The organism is Metabacillus sp. RB-C-LZQ-3-1, from assembly GCF_058315175.1.
In genome coordinates this window covers 614158-637610 of sequence record NZ_JBZFLI010000001.1, presented here as the reverse complement: position 1 = coordinate 637610, position 23453 = coordinate 614158, and the positions used below count along the sequence as shown (strand labels likewise).

The window sequence follows — 23453 nt, the reverse complement described above, 5'->3', positions numbered from 1 at the left end:
GCCATTTTTTATATACAAAGAAACGCAAAATCGATGTGGAGCCAGCTTTTGGATTCTTGAAGGCTAATTTGCGTTTTACTGGATTTTTGTCCGTGGAAAATCAAAGGTAGATAACGAAATGGGCCTTGCGTTAATGGCAGTGAATGTAAGAAAATTCACTGCCAGCAACTAAGGTAATAGAAGAATTTACATCAAAAATAGAGAAAGGTGAATGTGAGTAACCTCAAGTTCACCTTTCTCGCTATTTGGAGCTAACGGTTCAACATTTGGAGCCATTTGGATATTTCCATTGTACTAGGCTTGGTTTGTGGCTCTTTTCGATTAAATACTCTCCTGCTTCAAACCATCGATAATATTTTCTTTTTTGATTTTTTTGATTGAGTAAAGCATCGCCAATCCGACAATAAGGAAGATGATGACGATAACGAAAGCTACGCTCAACCATGGGATAGCAAAGCCGTATTCGAATGTTCGATTTAGTCCCAAGTACATTAAATACATAACAGCGCCGCTAATTGGGAGTCCATATGTTAATGACTTCATTCCATAAAAGATACTTTCGTAGTTGATCATTTTATTAAACCCTTTTGGTGTCATACCTACTGAACGCAGCATAGCAAACTCACGTTTACGGAGTGTGATGCTTGTTGAAATGGTATTAAAGATATTGGCAATTGATATTAATGAAATCAATGTAATAAATCCGTATGTGAATACTGACAACAGAAGGACCATTTGCTCTTGTTCTTGTCTTCTTTCATATACATTATAAACATATATATTAGATGGCAGTGCTTCGTCCAATGCTTTCTGAGTGCCTATTGGATCAGAGGATTTCATATACAAGTATGATTGGATTTCTCTTTGTAATTTTGTACCTGCAAGTTTTTCTAAGGTTTCTTGAGTGACAATGATATCAATCCCGCCTAAACTAGCCGGGTGAACACCCATTGGAACTTGGTCAGTTAATGCAGCAATTTCAACCTTATTCAAAAATTGCATTTCTTCATTACTTTCATAATTGAAAGCATATAAATCTAACGTTTGACCAACTTCGCTATTAATGGTCTTTGTTTCAATGAATTTACCGGATTCAGGATCTTCGTATTTTATTCGTTCAATGATAATGGCGCTGTACGGATTGGCATTTTTCAATTTTTCAATATCTGCTCCAATACGATTTGCGTATTCTCTAAAACTATCTTTATCCAATCCATGTATGGTTGCGTAATAAGGATATTTCCCGTCCTTAACACTTGAATCATCCTCTTTTATGAGTTTCTGTATTTCATTTGAAGTCATTTCGACATCGATCATGGCATTTACATTCACTTCATCAATCAGAATCGAATTTGTTATATAGTCAAGGTTTGTAAAGGGTGCTAGATCTACTGAACTATGTCCAGATCCATACACCTGAATATCATAGCTAATATCATTTTGAGATAGTTCCAATGATTTTTTAATATTATCTGTAAAAAATGACACAGCTAAAAACAGGACAATACTAATAACCAATGAGAACACGGTTGCTTGATATCTCCGTTTATTCCGTTTTAAGTTTTTTAGACCAATTTCAGCTTCTATACCAAATAATTTGCGAACGAGGGGTGATGTTTTGACAGCTTTTCGTGTTAGTTTTACATCCTGTGTTTGGCGCAGTGCATCAATTGCTGACACTTTCGAAGCTCTTTTTGCCGGGTGATATGTTGAGATAAAAATAGTGATAATGGATACAACACAAGCGACTATAATCGAACCCGGTGTTACGACTACCTGTAGTTTTTCAGTGGTATTTAGTGCTCGTTGCAGAAAAGAGTTAATATACGCAAATGTGATCGCAATTCCGCCAATTCCTGCAAGGACACCAATTGGTATACTGATCGCGCCAATGATGGCTCCTTCAAAAAACACAGAATTTCGTTTTTGTTTTTTAGTAGCCCCAACACTCGCAAGCATACCCAAATGTCTAGAACGTTCTGAAACACTAATCGCAAACGCATTATATATGAGTGCCACTGATCCAACAATAATCACGGCCATGATAATTCCTGCAAGTGAGAATAATGTCATACGTAAATGATCATTTTTCGTTACACCGTAGAAACGAAGTAATTCAGTGTTATAGCTAATGGATTCAATGTTATGTTGTTCAGCAAGTTCTTCTGCGTGCTTAAATAGTGAACCTTGGACTTTTTTTAACACTACGACTGCATCTGCTTTTTCGTTATTGCTCACTAAACTTTTATCTATATAGCTTATGATTGTGTAGCCGGGTGCCCATGAAGGTTCCCATGTTGGACGTTTAATCGTGCCAACGATGGTAAAGGTTTTTGTTGATTTTATCTTGAGGTCTTCAGCTACTCCATTCTCGTCTATGGTCAAACCATACGTCTGGTCAAGTACCTCATGATTGTTATTAACACGTTTTCCGATATCAAGAGTAAGTTGGTCACCAATCTCATACCGTACACTCGCATTCTTTTCAATCTCCTCAGAAATAACAAGTTCGTTTTCAGCTTGGGGTAAACGGCCTTCAGATAATTCAATTGGAAATTGCTCGAATGCACTGGTGTTATATTCTTTTATAAAAAAATAGGGCTTACTTTCATTTTTAGAATCTGGCAGGTGGGCATAGCCAAGATCCCTTGACAACATGACCTTTTCCGTTTCTTTATCCTTTTCAATTGCTTCGATTTGTTCTACATTCACGTTCTGATATTTAACATGCCATTCACCATTTTGTCCGATATTTTCCCTGATGGTTAAATTTAAAAATGATACACCCAGGGTTGCCACGGCTGTAATCATGGCAACAGAAATGATGACTCCAATAATGGTGACAAGTGTTCTTCGCTTGTTTTCCTTGAGGTGTCGTATTGTCAATTTATTGATAATGTTCATGGACGAATCACCTCATCTTTGGCTATCCTTCCGTCCTCAATTGAAATCACACGGTCGGCTTGTAAGGCAATTCGTTCATCATGTGTAATCACAATTAGTGTTTGGTTATACGTTTTATTGAACATTTTTAGAAGTTCAATGATTTCACCGCTATTTTTACTATCTAAGTTACCAGTTGGCTCATCCGCTAACATAATGGCAGGATTACTGATAAGAGCACGTCCGATTGAAACCCGCTGTTGCTGACCACCTGAAAGCTGATTAGGTAAATGATTTAACCGGTTTTCTAAACCTAAGGTCGTAATAATCTTTTTCATTTGGTCTGGATCTACCTTATGCTCATCCAACAGCATTGGCAGGGTAATATTCTCTTCAACTGTTAAAATCGGAATCAAATTGTAAAACTGATAGATAAGCCCGATTTGTCTCCTTCTGAAAATCGCTAGCTGCGTCTCATTCAGGTTATAAATATCGGTATTATCAATTAATACCTTCCCACTAGTAGGTCGATCTACACCTCCAAGGAGATGGAGTAGCGTTGACTTCCCTGAACCTGAAGGACCAATAATCGCCACAAACTCTCCTTTTTTCACAGAAAACGATACATTATCTAGTGCTTTTACGGCTGTATCCCCCTTGCCATATACCTTAGACAGATTTTCAATTTGTAAAATATTCATTATGATTTCCTCCATGTTTTTCATCTTACGGTTAGTATATCTGTCTAAAATGACAATAAAGTGACTTCCAAAGTGACAATTTATTCACATTGGGACATGGGGACAGGTTCGTTGTCCCTCTGGGACACGAGACCTGTCCCCATGTCCCACTATATAACCTGTTTATAAAATTTAATGGTGAATTGTGTTCCTTTTCCAATTTCGCTTTTAACTTCAATGTTACCGTGCTGACTTTTGATGATACTGTGTGCCATTGCCAATCCAATGCCAACACTATCTTCTTCAGCATTTTTTCCTCTGTAAAACCGTTTGAATATATATGGTAGGTCTTCTTTTGAAATTCCGTTGCCATTATCAGATAGAATCAACTCAGTAAAAAGTGCATTCTCTGAAAAAGATATAGAAATCTTGCCGCCATCCTGTGTATGTTCCACACAGTTTTTTAAGATATTTATGATCGCCTCTGTCGTCCAGTTGAAATCACCAATAAATGATACTTCCTTATCGCCAATCACGTTAAGAGTTTGCTGCTTAATATCCATAGGCACTAAAACAGATTGAATGGCCTGCTCTAGTAATTTTGAAACTAAAACATGATCCCTTTTAAAAGGAACCGTTCCAGCATCAATTTTGGAAAGCTTTAATAATGAAGATACGAGCCACTCAATTCATTCGAGCTGCACTCGAATATTATTTGTAAATTCTTCTCGTCTTGCTACATCAAGTTTCGTGTCACCTAAAAGATCTGCCATAACCATCATTGACGTTAATGGTGTTTTTAGCTGATGAGAAATATCTGATATAGCACTCGTTAACTTCACTTTATCCTGTTGTAACAATGAGCGGTGCTCAGACAGCATCAATGTAACTTTATAAATATCACTCTTTAAAATACTAAGTTCACCCTCGTAATTATCTCGAACATCAAGGCTATAGTTACCGCTTGAGATTTTACGTAAATAACCCGATAACTTTTCGATTTCCCTGTATCTCCATTTTGTAAAAAATAGACTACACCCGATAAGAAAGACTGAGGTTAGAAAAACCAATGTGGCTGCTTGTCCAGAAATAAGAAAAAAAGCAGAGATCGTTGCTAGTAACGTTATCATGATTAAAGCAAGTAAAAAAATCTGAATCTCTCTGTTTCGTATCATCCTAGTCACCAACCTTATAGCCCATTCCACGTACAGTCTTTATAATTGATGGGCTTTGCGGCTCGTCCTCTAGCTTTTCACGCAATCTTTTTATGTAAACCGTCAATGTATTATCATTCACAAAGTCACCTGCTACGTCCCAAATCCGGTCAAGCAATTGTGTTCTAGTGAGGACTTGTCCAATATGATTTGCAAAGATTAATAGAAGACGATACTCTAACGCAGTAAGGAGCACTTCCTCTCCATTTTTATAAACCTTTCCTTCTAGTGTATTGATCCGGATATTATCGATGTCAAAGATATTTTTGGGTTGTGTTCTTGTTTGCTTATTGTAACGGCGCAGCACTGATTTAATCCTGGAGAATAACTCACGGATACGAAATGGCTTTGTTATATAATCATCCGCTCCCATATCAAGCCCCATCACAACATTCACTTCATCATCTAAAGCAGTTAAAAAGATAACAGGCTTATCTGCACTTTTTTTCACTAACTCACATAACTCATAGCCGCTTCCATCTGGTAAGGACAAATCAAACAAACACAAATCCACCTCATTTAACTGTTGCTCAATCACTTTCTTTGCCTTCTCGGCATCATAGCAAACAACCGTTTCGTACTTTTCTTGTTTCAATGAGTAATCCAATCCCATTGCAATCGTCTTATCATCTTCGACAAGTAATATTTTCATATATAGCACCTTTTTCTTGATTTTTTACAATTCAGCTCCTTCATTATAGTACCAGAAATTCACTTTGAAAATACAAGAGGAAATGCATCTAATCTAAATTAGATAAAATTGATGTGAATAACACAAAAAAAGTTAGGAACCAGCATAACAATCACTGATTCCTAACAAAAGGGTCTAAGTCTTTTTTTATAATAATTCTTTGTCCTTCTTTATCCGGTGTGCAGATGTATCATCCAGACGGCCTGCCATCCTGCTTGTTTTGCTCCGATCATATCTTTTTCATAATTGTCCCCGATATAAACCGGTTTGGTTAAGCTCCATTTTATCTTCAATACTTTTCGGTTTACAAAATATCTGACTACTGATTTTTATAAACCCGGTCGTGGAAAAAATAGAAGTTTAAATGATTATGGCTGTTTTTCCAATTGATAGTTTAGGAGCTTTGATATTGATTTATTTTTAGCTAGTGCTAAAATGCCTGCGGATAAAAACAGAATAGACGCTAAAATATCCATCACAAAGTAAGAGGCTAAACCTACTAGGATAAACCAAATCGGTTTTTTAACCTCCGTTTGATCATCCTTTAATGTTTTGGCTACAACAAAGTTGAGGATTCCCAGAATAACAAATATCATCCCAAATGAAACAGAGAACATATACAAGCTACCAAAGACAGACTGTGCTGCCTCAAGGTTAGCAATGGAAGTGTATGACGTTTTTAATCCTTCAGTTTTAATATAAGATGCATAAAGAAAAATGGTAAGAAGACCTGATGTTATTTGCCATATAGAACCGATCATTACTAATCTTCTTTCTAGCTTTCTATTCACCCTTTAACCTCCTTTTAGCACGTTTTACCTCATTACCCTTTAACCCCTGATGATAAGGAGAGTGATTCCATAAAATATTTTTGTGTAAATAAATACAGAATAAATGTTGGCACAATCGCAATCAGTGCCCCAGTTAAAGCATGGGCAACCTCAAGTGAACCATACATACCTTGAAGCAATTGTAATCCTGGTGTAATTGGCATCATTTCTACATCATTAAACACAATCGATGGCCAAAGGAAGTCATTCCATGCCCCGGTAAATGTAAACAATGCTACGACTGTTAATACAGGTCTAATAAGAGGCAAGATTAACTTAATGAAAATTTGAAAGTCAGAAGCACCGTCCACACGGGCAGATTCGTCAAAATCCTTTGGAATTCCTAGCATAAACTGTCTTACAAGGAAGATATTAAAGACTCCAGCAGTCCCAGGAACAATGGCAGCCAAATAATTGTTTACCCATCCTAGTGAATCAACAATTTTGTAGAGTGGTATAAGGTTTACTACCGCTGGGAACATCATCGTTGCCATTAAAAAGATAAAAATAGCATCTCTTCCCTTAAATTTCATTCGTGCATAACCATAACCGGCTAATGATACAAGGACTAATACTAGAACCGTTTGCACCACTGAAATGATCATTGAATTCATAAACCACTTCGCCACTGGAGCACTTGTGTTCGAAAATAGAACATCCTGATAGTTGCCGATGACCCAATTAATCGGCAAGATTGTAAAAGCGTTTGATTGGATATCCACTTCACTTTTGAACGAAGAAAACACAGTGTACAAAAGCGGGACAATCCATATAAATGACATCATTATTAAAAAAAGTAATGAAATCGTTTTAGAAAGTTTTCTTTTCTCCATGGTAAGCACCTCCTAATCACGTTGTCTTAAAAAGAAGAATTGAATGGCAGAGACAACCATAATACAAATCCCAAGAATGACAGCCATTGCTGACCCAATACCGGCAATTGAAATTCCAGAACCAAATGCATTTTCTTGAATGTACATGAGCAGTACTGTTGTTGAGCTTGTTGGTCCACCATTTGTTAACATGAGTGGCTGCCCATAAACATTAAATTGTGCGATCGTCGTAATAACGACTGTATATAAGATTTGAGCTCTTATCCCAGGTATAGTGATTCGAAAGAATTTTTGAACACTATTTGCTCCATCAATAGAGGCAGCTTCATATAAATCCTTTGGAATACCATTAAGTGCTGCTTGATAAATAATCATATTTGCCCCAATTGTCCACCATACGGTTACCGTTACTAATGTAATCCATGCATATGGCTGTGTTGAGAGCCAGTTTGTATCACTATTTAGGTAATAATTAATTGGCCCAAATGAAACACTGTATAACATCGAAAACATAATCATAACGGCTGAAACTGAAAATAACGTCGGCATGTAAAATAATGCTTGAAAAAACTTTAACCCTTTAGGTTTAGTATTTAGCCCTGCAGCTAAGAGCAACGGAACAATAATACAAGCAGGTACTGTAAAAAGAACAAATTTAAATGTATTTCCCAAACCTATGCGCAATTGTTCATAAAAGGTAGAATCCTTGTTAAACAGAATTTCATTATAGTTTGCAAACCCTATAAACTTAGGCTCTCCAATTAGGTCCCAATTGGTAAATGAAATGTAAATTCCAAATATAGTTGGAAATAGAAAAAAGATGCCGAATAAAATGAGATGAGGTCCTATATAAAGATATGGAGAGAGATTTACCCGTTTTTTACTCGTATTTCCCGCTAGTGATGTGGACATATTAACTTGCTTATTTGTGCCAGTATTTATCATCATATTAACTCCTATTCTTCTGTTATCGAATAGAGAGAGAATTCCTTACTTTTGAAATAAGGAATTCTCAGTAGTTTTATAGCAAGACATTCATGACAATTTAGTAGAGTAAAGTTATTTTTTATTATTAGCTGTAATCTTATCCTCAACTGCTTTTTGAGCTTTTTCCAGTCCTGTATCAATATCTATCTTTCCAAATATTGCATCTCCAACTAATTTATCAATCTCTTCAGCGACAAAGCCATTATATTTATAATCAAAAATTTTAAGTGACTCTTGCAATTTAGGGTCTTCTATTAAGAATGAATGTGGCAGTTCTTTAAATTCTGGATTTTCTAGGGTTGATAGCGCAGCCGGATTTTGTCCTGCTTCCGCCCACGGAAGTGAGTTTTCTCTAATATAATTAAGGAATTCCATCATCCCTTTTGTTTTCTCTTCAGATCGGTTTTCATCTTTTAACATGACGAATTGGTGTGATGATGTCCAGTTTACAATTTTATCAGGTGAAACTTGCGGGAAACTAGTTAAGCCCCAATCTAATGTTTTCACTTCCTTTAAGCTATTTTGCATCCAAATCCCTTCTGGATAGAAGATCGCTTTATTAGATTTAAATAACTGACCAGGATCTTCTCCATCTTTATTCGTAATCTTGTCATCAATTAAGCCTTTTAAAAGTTCTAATGCTTCTTTCGCTTCTGGAGTATTTAGGGTCGGTGTTTCACCATCACTTGTAATATCTCCACCTAGTTGGTTATATATCGATAAGAACATTGGCCGAGTCCAAGTTATCCCCATGCCTACAATACCGTCATTCTTGGAAACTTCTCCTGCTTCTCTAATTTCATCAAATGTAATAACGTTATCATCAAGAGCATTTGGTGCATATTTTTCAAGTAACTCTTTATTGTAATACATGGCAAAACTATGAACATCTAATGGAACGCTGTATCTGCTACCATCAATGTCTCCAATGCCCCATCCTGCTGGTACATAGTTTTTCTCGTTTATTTCAGGAAAGTCAGCCAATAAATCATCATATGGTGATAACATATCATTCTCAACAAACTGCTTAATTCTTTCAGCATGAACAATGGTCAAATCAGGGATTCCTTTTCCAGAATTTACGACAGTTGGTATTTTTGCATACATATCATCTGCAGCAATGGATACATTCTTTACCTTGAATTCTGGATTTGTCTTATTATATTCATTTACAATTTGTTTCATATTTTCACCATCAGGACCTGTAAATACATTCCAAAAAACAATTTCATTTTTAGCTGAACCAGAGCTTGATGAACTGCAACCAGATAATGCTATAACAAACATTAATAGTATTGAGATCATTGATACTGCTTTTTTCTTCATGACTCTACCCCCTGAAATGATTATTTTTTAAACTAAGACCGAAAATAAAAAATACTTCCATCCCTCCCCTTTAATTAAAGCGTTTTCATTTTTTCAAAACCATACTTCTGATTTATATCTATCTCTTGACTGAAATCAATTTTGATTCCAGTCAAAAGAGAATAAACAGGTTGAATTAGCTGCTTATAGTCGAACAGATTACTTAACAGTCTTTAAATGCCACATGTCATTTATTCTTCGAATCTCTTTTAAATCACATTTTGGTTTTCGGTCATATGTCAAAAGTCCATTAATCTCTTGTTCAACATCTGTAAGCTGTGTATAACAAAAACCATGTAATGATTGAGATTCATATACAGCTTTCATCACTCTTTCATAATCAGCAATATACTCTTCTTCATTTGATACAGAAGTATATCCCCAACCACTTTCATCTCCAACTTTAAACCCAATTCCTCCAAACTCCGTTAAGAGAATCGGTTCACCACAGTGATGAAATCCTTGTGCATAGATTCCTCTTCCAGCTGGTTTTGAATGAAGCAGATGATCGGCAGTTGATAGTGAATGACGAAATTCATTATATTTTTCCACTTCTTCTTTGTGACCATGATTATAATTGTGAATCGCACAAATATCTGTCTTTGTCATTTCCCACCCATCATTTGAAACCACTATCCTGGTTTTATCAAGTGAATGAATGAGATGGTACAATGCTAACGAATGGTGCTGTTGCTGATCGTTATTTGCAATAGACGGAACTCCCCAGCTTTCATTAATCGGAACCCAGGTAACGATACATGGATGGTTGTAATCACGGTCAATGATTTCAATCCATTCTTTCGTTAAACGAGCAACAGCATCTTCACTATAGCAAGGAGAAGCTGCACATTCTCCCCATACTAAGAAGCCTAATTGATCTGCCCAATACAGAAATCGAGGATCTTCAACCTTTTGATGTTTTCTACAACCATTGAATCCCATTTCTTTTGTTAATTCGATATCTTTTTTAAAGTCTTGATCGGTATGTGCTGTTAGTAAACCTTCCGGCCAGTATCCCTGGTCAAGTACTAATTTTTGATAATACGGTTTGTTGTTTAGATACACCATCCCATTTTCAGTATGGATTTTTCTCATACCGAAATAGGATGTCATTTCATCGAGTACAATCTCTCCCTCTTTCAACCGAATGGTTACATCGAATAAATTTGGATTTTCCGGTGACCAGTTCCAACCAGTACCATGGAAACCAGTTCTAAATATCTTACGATTATAGAGATTAATAGATCTTTTCGTATAACTCTCATGAATTTTCACCGTTTCATTTGCTACATGATCATTTTTAAAACTAATCGCAATTTCAATGTCTTTATTTACGTATTCACCAGAAACTTCAATTTCAATTGAAATTTCTCCACTGTCAATATCAGGAGTAAATCTTAATTTGTTCACATGAGTCTTATTCACAGCTTCGATCCATACTGTTTGCCATATTCCAGTTGTCCTTGTGTACCAAATGCCAGCGGATTTTTCAACCCAAAATTGTTTTCCTCGAGGAATGGTTTCGTCTTCGGATGGATCTTCTACTCTTACAACAACTGATTGTCTTCCTTCTATTAAATAGTTTGTAATATCAAAGGAGAATGACGTATGTCCCCCTTCATGTGTACCTACTAAATTACCGTTGACGAAAACCATCGCTCGATAATCTACAGCTCCAAAATGCAAGAGAATTTGCTTGTTAAGCATTGATTCAGGGATTTCAAACTCCCTGCGATACCACACCCAATCATGAAAGCTGGGATCGTTAATACCGCTGCGTTTTGTTTGATATGCAAATGGTACGTTGATCTTTTTTGTATATTTCGATTTACCTAAATACCATTTTTGTTCTAACCCTATATTTTGATCATCAAATTCAAATTCCCATTCTCCGTTTAAATTAAGCCAATCATTTCTTACTAGCTGAGGTCTTGGGTATTCATGTCGATCCATTCTCTTAGTCTCCTTAGTTGAAATTATTTGCTATTAATCTCTCTGATTTTATTTACATCTACTTTTGGATTTCTTTCTTCATCTAAAAGACCATTCACTTCTTGTTGAACATCCGTTATTTGGGTATAGCAATAGCCGCTAATATATGGTGAATCTTTAATTGCTTGTGTAATAGATTCAAAGCGATGCAGAAAATCCTCTTCACTCTTCACTTGATTCCCATAGCCCCATCCTTTTTCTGAATTAAATGCAATTCCACCATACTCGCTGATAATGATTGGTTGCCCTTGATATTTATAGCCCTTTGCCATTGCATGTTTATGTTTATTGAAAGCGATGTTGTTTGTCACAACTTTTTCTTTATCATAATAACGACTTGCGAATTCATCACCATATTCTACATAGTCATGTAAAGTGATTATGTCTGAAACGGTATGCTCCCAACCATCATTTACAATAACAGGTCTCATACTGTCAATGGCTTTTGTAAGATGATAAATTCCTTCAGTAAACTTTTGTTGCTTTGTATCTGTAAAGATATTTTTCACTCCCCAGGATTCATTAAAAGGTGTCCATGTAATGATACTTGGATGATTATATTGCTGTTTCACAACCTCTATCCATTCCTCTGTGAAGTTTTGAATGGCCTCATCTGAAAATTCATAGGTTGCAGCCATTTCCGACCAAACAAGAAGACCTTTTCTATCTGCCCAGTAAAGGTAGCGTTGATCTTCTACCTTCATATGTTTTCTTACTCCGTTAAAACCCATTTCTAACGTTTTCTCAATATCCTCAATAATTGCTTCTTCAGAAGGTGGCGTTAGATGTGATTCCCCCCAATATCCCTGGTCTAGTAATAGTTTTTGATATAGCGGTGAATTGTTAAGCAAGATATTTCCGTTCTCTATTGAAATCTTTCTCATCCCAAAGTAAGATTTTACATTATCTATGATTTCTCCATCTTTATATAAAGTAAATTCGACGTCATATAAATTAGGAGCTTGCGGACTCCAATGAACTACTCTCCAAGGGTGAAATTCACTTGCAATATTTATTGACAGTGTTAAGTTCGAACGGCTTACAGATTGATCAACCACCTTTATTTGCTGACCTTTATAAGAAATAGATGTCTTCAAAATTAAGTCAAAATCAACGTTTCCTGCAATTTTGCAGGAAAACTCTACTGACTCTGTATCTATATCAGGTGTGATTTTTACCGATTCAACATAGGCTTCATTCAAAAACTCAAGCCAAACAGTTTGCCAAATCCCCGTCGTTTGAACGTACCAACACCCATAATTATTGTCCAACCATCTTTGTTTTCCTCGTGGCTGAAAACAGCTTTGACTATCTTCATTTTTGACCACAATATTTAATTCATTCGTCTCATTTACGTAGTTCGTAATATCAAAAGAAAATGCGATTTGACCACCTTTTCGTTCACCGACAAAGCTGCCATTTACCCAACATTTTGTTACATAATCAGCTGCTTGGAAATGGAGTACAATCTTCTTTCTTTCAAATTCACTTGGTATCGTTATTCTTTTTTGATACCAAACATTTGGACAAAAACCTTCTTCGCCAATTCCGCTAGCTTTTGTTTCATATGTAAAAGGAACAATGATTTTTTTGTCAAAAACTTCCGTATTTCTGTACCATTTTTGTTTCTCACCGTTATTGTCCTTATCAAATTTAAAATTCCACTCACCATTTAAGTTGATCCATTCTGTTCTTTCAAATTGTGGTCGCGGATATTCCTTTCTTGGAATATTTATCGTTGTCATGTCATTTAACTCCTTTATCTTAAGATTTAAAAAGTAAGTACTTACCACTTCATACAGAAAGGTATATACTATTCATGTTGCGTTTATTACAGATAATCTGTTTAATTACAAATTATCTGTATTTAATTTTTAGAATACGCTTACATTTCAGAATAGTCAACCATTTTTTAGTAAATATTTGTTGATAATTTTTCAACAAAAAAATCCATCAAATAGATGGATTCAGTGTGTTAGACAAAAGCAAACGTTTGTCCAGAGTTTAAGATTCAGTTGTTATTATTAAAAGTTATTTTTAATTTAATATCCTGAGGATGATCACCAAATTCCTTGCCAAATAAATTAAACCCGCCTTTATGAACTGCATCTTCCTTGATGCCTATCCGAAAAGTTAAAAATTGATGATCTGTCAAATGTAAATCGTTGATCTTAATATCAGATAAATGAACATCGTCAATCGTTGTTTTATGATTTGTTACCTTCCACGTTTTTAATACCCCATACTGAGTACTTGTCGTTTCCCCCCATGCTGTTGAATTAAGTTTACCAGGACGATCACCATAATCCCCGGGACTTGTCCAGGTACCAATATCAACACCATTCAACCATACGGTTATATCTGAAGGCCAATTCTGGTCATAATTTGGTGCCTCTGAGCAAATTTCTAATGAGATTAGCACTTCATTAATCTTCGTTTCTGATGGAATGGCAAGCGGAAATTTATATTCAAAATATCCTTTTCTTGTCCATATTAATTGAGCATTTATTCGAAGAGGACTGTAAAAATGAACAGGTTCATCTTCAGGAATAATAATTCCATCATGATCAGCTATGCCGCATGTAGGAGAAACATGAAAATCAACATATTGTCCTATCGGCATCTCTAATTCATAATATTTATTGTCTTTTGCCTGATCTTTTACGGCATTTAACTGAATATGTATGTCATCGAAATTTCGTGCACAAACCTTCATAGCGCCCCTCGTTGCCGGCCTTAGCTCAGTCAAAATTAACCCTGAATCTTCTAGAACTTTTACATGTGCAGCTATTGTAGATACAGGTTTATCTAAGCTTTCTGATAACTCATGAATATTCATGGTTCCTTTGTTTAGCAAATAGATAATCTTTAAGCGAACTTCTGATGATAATGCATGAGCAACCTTCTGTAGATCACTTGGTTTATTAATCGATAATTCTAACATAGTCATTCTCCACCCCAATCCTAAACCAACAAAAACATAATTATTTACCTCAATATAAACAACTTTTTTGTATTAATACATATTTTAACTTGAATAAATCGGCTTTTCAAACAAAATATTTGAATTAAACTAGTCATTTTTACTTGAAAGATGGTTTATCTTTCTATTAGGAGTGTAACTAGGATCCATTAAGAATTAACTTTTTTTGAAAACATGGATAAAAGTAGTCAAAGTAAATGATACTGTAAACCTGCAAATACTACCATAAGCTTTTACTAAATGGTTCCGTTTTGAGGTGTTTTTCTGAAATTTAAAGCCGATATGACAAAAGTTTAGACCGAGCAATTGGTATATTAAAATGTAAAAAGTCACAGCATATGGTAAGTTTTCTTTATAAGACCTATAAAGACCAAGTCGCTTTTGGAAAACGAAGAAAAGTGGTCTTCATAAAAGTGATGATGACCAAATCCCTTTGGAAAATCAGAGGAAATGGTCTTCATTAAGCCGATGATGACATAATCCCTTCAGAAAATCAGAGGAAACGGTCTTCATTAAGCCGATGATGACATAATCCCTTCAGAAAATCAGAGGAAATGGTCTTCATTAAGCCGATGATGACATAATCCCTTCAGAAAATCAGAAGAAATGGTCTTCATCAAGACGATGATGACATAATCCCTTCAGAAAATCAGAGGAAATGGTCTTCATTAAGCCGATGAAGGTCAAATCTCTTCGAAAAAATAGAAGAAATAGTTTTATAGCAAATGCCATTTGTTCCATTAACCCGAAACCGGAACCCTTTAAGCTTTTTCATGGACGGTTTTTTAGTTCTGCTGCCCTTTTTTAACTCTTCTCTTTCTGCTTGCTTTAAATGTGTAGGAATCCTCTATCTTCCAGAGCTTATGTTCCTTCTTTTTCTGTAAACAAAGACTCCTTTGTTGATATTGGTATTGCAAGTAACCACACTTTTTTTCTGGGAAATCTATCGGCTTAGATTTTTTCCACAAAAAAGAAGATTCACAATCATAGAAAGCGAGTAACTTTTTTAGCTACGTTTGAATCTATTAAATAACCCCCATCTATGTTAAAGCTTATCCTTACAGGTATAGCCATACCAATCCCCCCTCCCCTTAGGAATATATACACAGGATATACGACTTAGCTTAACATACATGTAATAAAACCTATATTCCTTTTTTACATTAAATCAATAAAGGCTTTATTTTCATCTGTTAGCATCAAATGGTAATCAAAATTTCTTAAGGAGGTAATGAATGGTGGTTGGATTAAAACGGAGAAAAGGCAGGAAATGGAATTTACTCGGTGCAATAGCGGTTCTTTTGCTGGTTTTATGCTTAGGCAATAACACCTTTGCCTTGGAACATGGTGAACCGGTAAAGCTTAAAGTGATGTCCTTTAATATTCACCACGCTGTTGGGGAAGACAATGTTTTAGACTTAGAACGGATTGCTAGAATCATCGAAGAATCCAATACAGATATCGTTGGCTTACAAGAGGTGGACAATCATTGGTCAAGCCGCAGTGATTTTCAAGACCAGGCAAAATTATTGGCAGAACGTCTAGGCATGTTTTATACATATGCAGCAAACCTTGACTATGAACCTTTAAATGAAGGAGACGAACGTCGTCAATATGGAACAGCTATTTTAAGTAAATACCCAATCATAGCATCTGAAAATCATTCCTTAACAAAAATCGGAAACACAGAGCAGCGCGGTCTGTTAGAAGCAACAATCAATGTGAAGGGTAATCATTTGCATTTTTATAACACTCACTTAGCGTTAACATCTGCTGAACGCGAAATTCAAATCAATGAGGTTGTCAAAATTGCTAACCAATCAGAAGGACCAAAAGTGATTTTAGGAGATTTAAACGCTACTCCAGAAAGCAATGAAATGAAAGCCATGTATGCTAATTATCTTGATGTTTTTGCAGATCAGCCGACAGCATTTACTTATTCTGCCGAAAATCCTACAAAACGAATCGATTATATCTTTACATCAAATGACATTGAAACTGTGAATACCGAAGTGATTCAAAGCTTGGCTTCAGACCATCTTCCAATCACTGCTGAAATCGTATTGGACCGTGAGCAGCCATATGTAAACGGAAATAAATAATGATTACTTGTGATAAAGAAAGGAGAATTATTATGTTGAATGAGCAACAAGGAAGAAAAGGACTTGGAACCAAATTGAAATACTTAACGGCGACGGCTGTACTTGGGATGGCCATTACAGCCACTACAGCCGCATTTGCAAAAGAAGAAGAAAAGCCAAAATTCGAATTTGGAATTGTTCCAGATGCCCAGTATTGTGACTGCGAAATAAATGGTACGCGCTATTATACTAATTCATTGGACAAGCTGATGGACGCCGTTCAAACGTTTAACAGTGAAGAAGTGGATTTTACTGTTCAAACGGGTGATTTAATCGACAGAAACCTTTCCAGCTTCTCTGATATTCTTCCAATCTACAATTCTATAGAAGGTCCGAAGTATCATGTCCTTGGCAACCACGACTTCCCTGTGACAACAGACGAAGTGGTCGATATACTTGATATGCCGAACCAATATTATGATTTCAAATACAAAAACTGGCGCTTTGTTGTGCTTGATACCAATGACCTTAGCCTTTACGCGAACCCAGAAGGTTCAGATAAATACCAACAAGCCCAAGAGATGTACAATTCATTAAAGGCTAATAATGAAATCAATGCTCAAACTTGGAATGGCGGGGTCAGCGAGGAACAGTTAACATGGCTTCGCGGAGTTCTGAAAAAAGCGGCACAAAGCCAAGAAAAAGTTGTGGTATTGTCCCACATGCCTGTTTACCCTGAAAATAACCACAATGTCTGGAATGATGAAGCAGTAATAGCAGAACTAGAAGCAGCCGGAAATGTCGTTGCTTATTTCAATGGACATAATCACGCAGGCAATTATGGAGTGAAAAACGGAATTCACTATGTAAACCTCAAAGGTATGGTCGAAACCGATGACACAAATTCCTACTCAATTGTTCGCGTATACAAGGATCGATTGGAAGTCGATGGTTATGGCCGTGAAACAGATCGCATTTTAAAAATACAATAGTAGGAAGGTAAACATAGGGACGGCTTTTTTGCTTCCTTTAAGGAAGTAAAGAGCCGCCCTTCTACCTCTGCTATATCGACACCTCTTTCTGTTTCAAATTCGAAGCATTTATCCAATTTGCAATAACTCATTCTTTATTTTGAGAAAACATTATTCAAAATCGATTTTTTCACCAGTTTTAACCGTACCCTCGCTTCACAACCCATGCTTCTTCATTTTAAGATACAGCGTATTTCGACTAATCTTCAATATCCTCGCAGCTTTGCTTATATTCCATCCAGCAGATGTTAGCGCTTGGGTGATGGCCTCTTTTTCCGTCTGTCCGAGTGAAGACGGTTTTTTTTCTACCATTTCTATTTGCTGAGTTTGCTGTTCATACACATCTTCAAAGTGTAAATCATCCGCCTTAATCTCGTTTCCTACGGCCAAAAAGGAGGCTTGGATGAGGACACTTTTAAGTTCTCTGATGTTTCCTGGCCAATGATAGGCTAGGATTTTTTGCTTTGCTTTATCCGATAATGAGACTGATGAATGGTCTAATGAATGAATGAAATGGTCGGCTAATTCAAGGATGTCGGTTCTGTCTTTCAGCGGCGGGACGGTAATGAAAATCCCTTTAAGGCGGTAATACAAGTCTTCTCGAAAGCGCCCTGCTTTTATTTCTTCACGTAAGTTTTTGTTTGTAGCCGCGATAACCCTTGTGTTAATCGGGATGACTTTGACACCGCCGACTCGTGTAACCATGCTTTCTTGTAAGACACGGAGTAAAGCCGCTTGGGCCTTTAAGGACATATCGCCAATTTCGTCGAGAAAGATGGTTCCGCCGTTTGCTGCTTCAAATTTTCCTGGAGATCCTTTGTGATTCGCCCCTGTAAATGCCCCCTTTTCATAGCCAAATAATTCACTTTCGATAAGGTTTTCTGGGATCGCGCTGCAATTTACAGCGACAAATGGTTTCCCGAATCGTGAGCCATTGCTATGTAATGATTGTGCAATAAGTTCTTTTCCTGTCCCACTTTTCCCGTAAATAATGACAGGGTAATCAAAAACAGCCGCCTTTGTTATCATGTTTCGAACCTTTTCTATTTTGGGACAAGAGCCAATGATATCTAAGGTGGTGTATAGTTTTTTTGCCGTCTCGTCCTCCTTGTTCGCTTTGTTTAAAGAAACAACGGAGCTGTGAATGTTTTGTGATTGATCTGAGATGACCTCAACCGAGTATCCTTTTGCGACATGAAACTCATCCCCCATGCAATTTTCTCCTAAAATAAAACGGGCTGCTTGATTGGCACGAATAATCGTATTTTCACGGTCAAGGGTAAGAAGCGGAACGGTTGATAAGTTTGATGTTACCTCAAGTTCTTTTAATGCTAACACCTTTTCTTGCTTAGTCTGGTCTAGCAGCAGCCGGGTCTGTATACTTTCGGCCAGCGTCGTTGTTAAGGAAATCATAAATGGGTGATACATCTCTTTTTTTGCACTAATATTAATTGCACCAATTAACTCGCCAGTTGGAGAATAAATGGGACTTGCTGCACAGGTAAGAAAGTGATTTTTCACGTAGAAATGGTGCTCAGCGTGTGTAATGATTGGTTTTTTTTTCGTAGATGGCGAGTCCCATCGCATTAGTGCCTTTTCTTTTTTCAGACCAATTGGAACCAATTGGCAAGTAATCGATCGTCTCATTACGATCAAGCTGGCCAACTTTGTGAATAATGGTTCCATTTCGATCAACAATCACCGTGACGAGTCCTTGTGAGTGAATGGCTGGATAAAGGTTTTCTAAAATGAATGTTGCGTGCCGAATCATCGACTGATTTGCAGTTAATACCTCCTGTAAGGCACTACCGGTTAAAATTGAGTCATCCATAGGGTCTGAGGGTGAAAGTCCAAAGTTTTGACAACGCTTCCAAGAACGGTCAATTATATCAACCCGCTCAACAAGGTTCACTAGTGGCATTGCTTGTCCCCCTTTAAATAGTAACGTTTACTCTAAGTCTATTATACTATTTGGGTAAATATTTCCAAGTTTGAATGAACAACTGTCCTAAAATAGGACAGTTTGTTGTTCAGAAAGTAGACAGGTTTAATACCCACTCATCATAAAAAGTGGCTCTATATAAAAGTTTGGATCTTGGCACGCTTCTTGCACTATGTAAAGTGAACTACCTAACATTTATTTTAAGGAGGAATTGCAAAATGAGTGGAAACAGAGCAGTCGCGTATGTGAAACCAGGTAAAGTGGAAATACAGGACATAGGTTATCCCGATTTAGTTTTAAGAGATGGCCCAGGTGTTAATCCTCTGAATGTTGGTCGTAAATGTAACCATGGTGTGATTTTGAAAGTTGTGACAACGAACATATGTGGTAGCGATCAACATATGGTGCGCGGAAGAACGACCGCTCCAACTGGACTTATTCTTGGACATGAAATTACAGGTGAAGTCATTGAAGTTGGAAGTGATGTTGAGTTTATTAAAAAAGGCGATCTCGTATCTGTACCATTTAATATTGCTTGTGGGCGTTGTCGTAGCTGTAAAGAGCGTGACACTCATATTTGTGAAAATGTAAATCCTGATCGTCCGGGTTCAGCGTATGGCTATGTTGATATGGGCGGATGGGTCGGAGGTCAGTCTGAATATGTTATGGTTCCGTATGCTGATTTCCAATTATTAAAATTCCCAGATAAAGATCAGGCAATGGAAAAAATAAAAGATTTAACAATGCTCTCAGATATTTTTCCAACAGGGTATCATGGTGCAGTCAGTGCAGGAGTCAAACCAGGTTCGACAGTTTATATTGCTGGAGCAGGTCCAGTTGGGTTAGCAGCAGCACACTCAGCTCAATTACTCGGTGCGGCTGTTGTTATTGTCGGTGACCTGAACGGAGAGCGGCTTCAACAAGCAAAAAGCTTTGGATGTGAAACCATAAACCTTCGTGAACATCCGGATCTTGGTGAGCAAATCGAACAAATTTTAGGGGTTCCTGAAGTCGACTGTGCCGTTGACTGCGTGGGATTTGAAGCGTCAGGACATGGAGCAAATGCTGGGGAAGCGCCGGCAACCGTACTTAATTCAATAATGACCGTAACACGTGCTGGCGGGAGACTTGGTATTCCAGGGCTATATGTAACTGGGGATCCTGGTGGAATTGATGAAGATGCACGAATCGGGACATTAAAGGTGCGTCTTGGCCTTGGTTGGGCAAAAGCACATACCTTTGTAACCGGACAAACACCTGTGATGAAATACCATCGTGACTTAATGCAAGCGATTTTAAGTGGAAGAGCACAAATTGCGAAAGCCGTAAATGCAACTGTTATTTCTTTAGAAGATGCGCCAAGAGGATACCAAGAGTTTGATCAAGGTGCAGCGAGAAAGTATGTCATTGACCCTCACGGACTTGTAAAATAGAGGAGGTTTGTCATGGAACCCCCAGTTCTTTTCAAACGATGTGTGGCTGAAGGTATTGGAACTGCTTTACTCGTACTCATTGGTGCTGGAACAGCTGCGTTTAATGGGGTCATTACAGCAAGTAATAATACGGCGGCAACGCTTGCGGATATCGGCGTGATAAGTGTTGCCTTTGCGATTGTCGTCATGGCGATGATTTATACCATTGGAAGAATCTCTGGTTGTCATATTAATCCTGCCGTTACAATTGGTTTAGCAGTCACCGGTCACTTTGCTTGGAAAGAGGTTCCTGCGTACCTCATCGCTCAGTGCATTGGCGGTATCATCGGTGCAATGGCAATTGTTGCTGTTCTTGGAATGGATGGTCTTCACCTTGGAGGGTTAGGCGCAACATCACTTGGTTCAAGTACGGGCTATGTACAAGGGATTATTGTAGAAGCGATCGCAGCATTTGTCCTTATGTTTGTGATTATGGGGATTGCTGTTGATTCGGACGCCCCGGGAAACTGGGCAGGGCTTGTGATTGGATTGACTGTAGGCGGACTTATCATGTTAACAGCTGGGGCAACTGGTGCTTCGTTTAACCCTGCTCGGACATTTGGTCCCTATGTGATTAATAGTTTAGCAGGTGGTCATATCAGCTGGGCACAGTTTCCAATTTATGTGATTGGACCGATTATCGGTGCGATTGGAGGAGCTGTTGCTTATAAAGGGTTAACAACAACTAAGCAGGAGATGGCGGGGTCTGTTAAAGGGTGAAGCCTTAAAAAGTTTGAGAAGTGTGGGACGGTTCTTTTGCTTCATTATTGAAAACATAAGAACCGTCCCTGCTTCTGTGTATTACCCTACCAAAAATGGAGGGACAATGTACCTGTCCCCGTGTCCCCCACATTTAGTAATCTGTTTCTAGTCGTAACTTGACCCGATCTGCGATTAAATAGTAGTTTGAATAGTGGACAGGGATTGATTCTTCGTTATAAATAATTTTATCTACTAAAATGATCGGTGTCATTCGATTAACCTCTAGAAGCTTTTGTACTTCTTCTGTTGGATGTACAAATTCAAGATCCTTACACACTTTTTTGAAATTTATTCCATACTCGTCGTTGATAATCTTAAAGGTTGAACTGTCTGATGTAATTTTGTTTTCTATTGAGGGATAAAGTGCTGTTGGAAAATATGCATAATCCAAACTTAAAATTTGGTTATTTCGATAGACTTTTCTTACTAATTCAATATACTCATCAAATTGATTGTTAAATTTATGATTAATATGGGGTGTACCCTTTATTTTCTCCATTGAAATAATATCTTTTGTAATAAAATCACTCTTTGTCGTCAATCCTTCGGTGTATCCCTGAAAATGTAAAAGGTGAATCTCTTTACGAAATGTATTTACAAATGTACCTTTTCCTCGAATAATTTGAAGAACACCTTCGTCTACTAATTCTTTGATTGCACGACGAATGGAGATTCTGCTAGCTTGAAAAATTTCACATAATTCAGCTTCAGTAGGAATTTGATCACCTTGATTTAACTGATTCGTTTCAATATATTGTTTGATTCCGGTCATGATTTCTTCATATAAATAATTTTGAATTTGATCGCGGTTACTCATAAGGTTCGCTCCTATATTTTTAACGTTACCATTAATTATACATGAACATTGTATGGTCGTTAAACTTTTTGTATATCTTTTGGGTAACCGAATCCACCGTATTCTTGGCAAGTCTTTTCAGCTGACCTTGTTCCTTTCTCAATCGCAACTTCTATGTCATCACCACTCATATAAGAAGTTAAAAAGCCTGCGATTAAGCTATCACCTGCACCCATTGTGTCAACCACTTCAATTTTCTTTACCTTCTGCTCATACATCTCTCCATTTTTGATAAAGATCGCTGGTCTTCCTCCTCTAGTCAACCCAATGATTTCAAACCGAAAAGCACTTAAATCTTTAATGAATCGTTCAAAATCTTCATCTGAAAGCTCAGCAGCTGAGAAAAAAGCATAAGAAATATACGGAGCAATTGATTCAATATAAGGCAGGTCCTTCCTATTCGAAAAGTCATACGATACTTTTGACACTTGTGACAATTTTGGGAGTTCACTTTCCATGGAGGAATAGCAGCTCACATGGCTTAAATCAAAAGCTTTTATATAATCCAGCTCTTCTTGAACGAGCTGAATTTTAAATTTATGCTGTACGGTATTTTTAGGCCCACCTACAAATATACGGTCATGATCTTCTGTTAATGTAACTTGCGGCTGTCCAGTAATACCAAATACGTCGCGTGAAAAACGATAATCGATCCCTTCTTGACTAAGCACATACTTGATATGATTGGCAGGCTCATCATTCCCAAATATTCCAATATACGAAACTTCACCAGCCCCATTACGTTTGGCATTTACGGCTACATTGACACAATTACCTCCAGGATAGTATTTACCTTGATCCAAATAACAGTCAACTACGTTATCACCAATTGAGATTAATTTCATGAGTCA

The 23453-nt window shown here is 37.1% G+C and carries 19 protein-coding genes and 2 pseudogenes; 5 read left to right on the top strand and 16 right to left on the bottom strand.

Going from position 1 to position 23453, the window contains the following annotated elements; translation table 11 throughout:
- Positions 1–20: 20 nt before the first annotated feature.
- A pseudogene (locus AC4GZ8_RS03335) lies at positions 21–172 on the top strand (transposase); the annotation flags it as partial.
- Positions 173–321: 149 nt separating this feature from the next.
- Here AC4GZ8_RS03335 and AC4GZ8_RS03330 read toward each other — a convergent pair.
- From AC4GZ8_RS03330 to AC4GZ8_RS03275, 12 genes and pseudogenes are all read right to left on the bottom strand, one after another.
- Entirely contained in the window at positions 322–2904 is a 2583-nt protein-coding gene (locus AC4GZ8_RS03330; RefSeq protein WP_491080376.1) for an FtsX-like permease family protein, read from the bottom strand.
- Positions 2901–3584: an ABC transporter ATP-binding protein gene (locus AC4GZ8_RS03325; RefSeq protein ID WP_491080375.1), complete on the bottom strand. Its 684-nt coding sequence runs from the start codon at positions 3582–3584 to the stop codon at positions 2901–2903. Before AC4GZ8_RS03325 ends, AC4GZ8_RS03330 begins: the two co-directional genes overlap by 4 nt.
- Positions 3585–3733: 149 nt before the next feature.
- Positions 3734–4738, bottom strand: a pseudogene (locus tag AC4GZ8_RS03320) (sensor histidine kinase).
- A 1-nt stretch (position 4739) separates the two neighbouring features.
- Complete coding sequence (locus tag AC4GZ8_RS03315; RefSeq protein WP_491080374.1) at positions 4740–5429, bottom strand: response regulator transcription factor; 690 nt, start codon at positions 5427–5429, stop codon at positions 4740–4742.
- Positions 5430–5638: 209 nt separating this feature from the next.
- Positions 5639–5761 carry an HAD hydrolase-like protein gene (locus tag AC4GZ8_RS03310; RefSeq protein ID WP_491080373.1) on the bottom strand — a complete coding sequence of 41 codons (123 nt, stop codon included), beginning with the start codon at positions 5759–5761 and terminating at the stop codon, positions 5639–5641.
- 75 nt (positions 5762–5836) lie between these two features.
- On the bottom strand, positions 5837–6259 hold the full coding sequence (locus AC4GZ8_RS03305) for a hypothetical protein (protein WP_491080372.1): 423 nt from the start codon (positions 6257–6259) through the stop codon (positions 5837–5839).
- 32 nt (positions 6260–6291) lie between these two features.
- Positions 6292–7131: a carbohydrate ABC transporter permease gene (locus AC4GZ8_RS03300; protein WP_491080371.1), complete on the bottom strand. Its 840-nt coding sequence runs from the start codon at positions 7129–7131 to the stop codon at positions 6292–6294.
- A gap of 12 nt (positions 7132–7143) precedes the next feature.
- Entirely contained in the window at positions 7144–8076 is a 933-nt protein-coding gene (locus tag AC4GZ8_RS03295) for a carbohydrate ABC transporter permease (RefSeq protein WP_491080370.1), read from the bottom strand.
- A 114-nt stretch (positions 8077–8190) separates the two neighbouring features.
- Positions 8191–9444, bottom strand: coding sequence for an extracellular solute-binding protein (locus tag AC4GZ8_RS03290; RefSeq protein ID WP_491080369.1), 1254 nt, complete (start codon positions 9442–9444; stop codon positions 8191–8193).
- 198 nt (positions 9445–9642) lie between these two features.
- Positions 9643–11436, bottom strand: a complete 1794-nt coding sequence (locus AC4GZ8_RS03285) for a glycoside hydrolase family 2 protein (protein ID WP_491080368.1) — start codon at positions 11434–11436, stop codon at positions 9643–9645.
- Positions 11437–11459: 23 nt separating this feature from the next.
- Positions 11460–13220, bottom strand: coding sequence for a glycoside hydrolase family 2 protein (locus tag AC4GZ8_RS03280; protein ID WP_491080367.1), 1761 nt, complete (start codon positions 13218–13220; stop codon positions 11460–11462).
- A gap of 266 nt (positions 13221–13486) precedes the next feature.
- On the bottom strand, positions 13487–14425 hold the full coding sequence (locus AC4GZ8_RS03275) for an ArsR/SmtB family transcription factor (RefSeq protein WP_491080366.1): 939 nt from the start codon (positions 14423–14425) through the stop codon (positions 13487–13489).
- Between the two features lie 1268 nt (positions 14426–15693).
- Between AC4GZ8_RS03275 and AC4GZ8_RS03270 the strand changes: the two genes are divergently transcribed.
- Together AC4GZ8_RS03270 and AC4GZ8_RS03265 are read left to right on the top strand one after the other, a co-directional pair.
- Positions 15694–16560: an endonuclease/exonuclease/phosphatase family protein gene (locus tag AC4GZ8_RS03270; protein ID WP_491080365.1), complete on the top strand. Its 867-nt coding sequence runs from the start codon at positions 15694–15696 to the stop codon at positions 16558–16560.
- Between the two features lie 35 nt (positions 16561–16595).
- Positions 16596–17531: a metallophosphoesterase gene (locus tag AC4GZ8_RS03265; RefSeq protein ID WP_491080364.1), complete on the top strand. Its 936-nt coding sequence runs from the start codon at positions 16596–16598 to the stop codon at positions 17529–17531.
- Between the two features lie 195 nt (positions 17532–17726).
- On the opposite strand, the gene AC4GZ8_RS03260 is transcribed toward AC4GZ8_RS03265, so the two are convergent.
- Entirely contained in the window at positions 17727–19091 is a 1365-nt protein-coding gene (locus AC4GZ8_RS03260; RefSeq protein WP_491080363.1) for a sigma-54-dependent Fis family transcriptional regulator, read from the bottom strand.
- Between the two features lie 13 nt (positions 19092–19104).
- Positions 19105–19491: a hypothetical protein gene (locus AC4GZ8_RS03255; RefSeq protein ID WP_491080362.1), complete on the bottom strand. Its 387-nt coding sequence runs from the start codon at positions 19489–19491 to the stop codon at positions 19105–19107.
- Between the two features lie 239 nt (positions 19492–19730).
- Here AC4GZ8_RS03255 and fdhA point away from each other — a divergent pair, with 239 nt between their 5' ends.
- Entirely contained in the window at positions 19731–20945 is a 1215-nt protein-coding gene (gene fdhA, locus AC4GZ8_RS03250) for a formaldehyde dehydrogenase, glutathione-independent (protein ID WP_491080361.1), read from the top strand.
- 12 nt (positions 20946–20957) lie between these two features.
- Entirely contained in the window at positions 20958–21704 is a 747-nt protein-coding gene (locus tag AC4GZ8_RS03245; protein WP_491080360.1) for an MIP/aquaporin family protein, read from the top strand.
- Between the two features lie 133 nt (positions 21705–21837).
- Here the strand turns inward: AC4GZ8_RS03245 and AC4GZ8_RS03240 are convergent, their stop codons facing one another.
- Both AC4GZ8_RS03240 and AC4GZ8_RS03235 read right to left on the bottom strand, forming a co-directional pair.
- Entirely contained in the window at positions 21838–22563 is a 726-nt protein-coding gene (locus tag AC4GZ8_RS03240) for a GntR family transcriptional regulator (RefSeq protein ID WP_491080359.1), read from the bottom strand.
- A gap of 59 nt (positions 22564–22622) precedes the next feature.
- A complete protein-coding gene (locus tag AC4GZ8_RS03235) occupies positions 22623–23447 on the bottom strand; it encodes a PfkB family carbohydrate kinase (protein ID WP_491080358.1) in 825 nt (274 codons plus the stop codon).
- Between the last annotated feature and the right edge of the window lie 6 nt (positions 23448–23453).

Coding starts and splice junctions, on each gene's coding strand:
- AC4GZ8_RS03280 (WP_491080367.1), bottom strand. CDS start 13,220: ATGACAACGATAAATATTCCAAGAAAGGAATATCCGCGACCACAATTT.
- AC4GZ8_RS03245 (WP_491080360.1), top strand. CDS start 20,958: ATGGAACCCCCAGTTCTTTTCAAACGATGTGTGGCTGAAGGTATTGGA.
- AC4GZ8_RS03285 (WP_491080368.1), bottom strand. CDS start 11,436: ATGGATCGACATGAATACCCAAGACCTCAGCTAGTAAGAAATGATTGG.
- AC4GZ8_RS03270 (WP_491080365.1), top strand. CDS start 15,694: ATGGTGGTTGGATTAAAACGGAGAAAAGGCAGGAAATGGAATTTACTC.
- AC4GZ8_RS03255 (WP_491080362.1), bottom strand. CDS start 19,491: ATGCCACTAGTGAACCTTGTTGAGCGGGTTGATATAATTGACCGTTCT.
- AC4GZ8_RS03235 (WP_491080358.1), bottom strand. CDS start 23,447: ATGAAATTAATCTCAATTGGTGATAACGTAGTTGACTGTTATTTGGAT.
- AC4GZ8_RS03290 (WP_491080369.1), bottom strand. CDS start 9,444: ATGAAGAAAAAAGCAGTATCAATGATCTCAATACTATTAATGTTTGTT.
- AC4GZ8_RS03315 (WP_491080374.1), bottom strand. CDS start 5,429: ATGAAAATATTACTTGTCGAAGATGATAAGACGATTGCAATGGGATTG.
- AC4GZ8_RS03300 (WP_491080371.1), bottom strand. CDS start 7,131: ATGGAGAAAAGAAAACTTTCTAAAACGATTTCATTACTTTTTTTAATA.
- AC4GZ8_RS03330 (WP_491080376.1), bottom strand. CDS start 2,904: ATGAACATTATCAATAAATTGACAATACGACACCTCAAGGAAAACAAG.
- AC4GZ8_RS03325 (WP_491080375.1), bottom strand. CDS start 3,584: ATGAATATTTTACAAATTGAAAATCTGTCTAAGGTATATGGCAAGGGG.
- AC4GZ8_RS03295 (WP_491080370.1), bottom strand. CDS start 8,076: ATGATAAATACTGGCACAAATAAGCAAGTTAATATGTCCACATCACTA.
- AC4GZ8_RS03275 (WP_491080366.1), bottom strand. CDS start 14,425: ATGACTATGTTAGAATTATCGATTAATAAACCAAGTGATCTACAGAAG.
- fdhA (WP_491080361.1), top strand. CDS start 19,731: ATGAGTGGAAACAGAGCAGTCGCGTATGTGAAACCAGGTAAAGTGGAA.
- AC4GZ8_RS03240 (WP_491080359.1), bottom strand. CDS start 22,563: ATGAGTAACCGCGATCAAATTCAAAATTATTTATATGAAGAAATCATG.